This window comes from Spiroplasma sp. hy2 (genome assembly GCF_044714365.1).
In the GTDB taxonomy this organism is placed as follows: Bacteria; Bacillota_I; Bacilli_A; order Mycoplasmatales; family Mycoplasmataceae; genus Spiroplasma; species Spiroplasma phoeniceum.
This window is the reverse complement of sequence record NZ_RXFZ02000333.1, coordinates 1-630: the sequence shown is the minus strand read 5'-3', so window position 1 is coordinate 630 and position 630 is coordinate 1. Positions and strand designations below refer to the sequence as shown.

At 24.1% G+C, this 630-nt stretch carries 1 pseudogene; it reads right to left on the bottom strand.

Features of this window, described 5'->3' with window-relative positions:
* Positions 1-630: pseudogene (locus EHV01_RS06370) on the bottom strand (hypothetical protein); the annotation flags it as partial.

Below are 630 nucleotides of genomic sequence, written 5' to 3'. Positions count from 1 at the left end.
TTTTTGTAAAACCTTGATTGATGTTACTTTAACATTGTTTGGTAATGTAATTTTTTTATTACCAAAACCATTTAAATCTAAGTGATATACTTCTCCTTTGTTATTAATAACATAAGCGCTTCCTTTATTATCTAATTCTATATTTGTTATTGGGAAATCTAAGCCATCAAATTTATAATTCATTATATTGTTGTTATCATTTTCATTATAACTTTTAAAATAAACACCGTTAGTTGTTCCTACATATATAGCTCCTGCTTTAAGGTTGTTATTTTCAGAACTATCTTTTTGTAAAACCTTGATTGATGTTACTTTAACATTGTTTGGTAATGTAATTTTTTTATTACCAAAACCATTTAAATCTAAGTGATATACTTCTCCTTTGTTATTAATAACATAAGCGCTTCCTTTATTATCTAATTCTATATTTGTTATTGGGAAATCTAAGCCATCAAATTTATAATTCATTATATTGTTGTTATCATTTTCATTATAACTTTTAAAATAAACACCGTTAGTTGTTCCTACATATATAGCTCCTGCTTTAAGGTTGTTATTTTCAGAACTATCTTTTTGTAAAACCTTGATTGATGTTACTTTAACATTGTTTGGTAATGTAATTTTTTTATT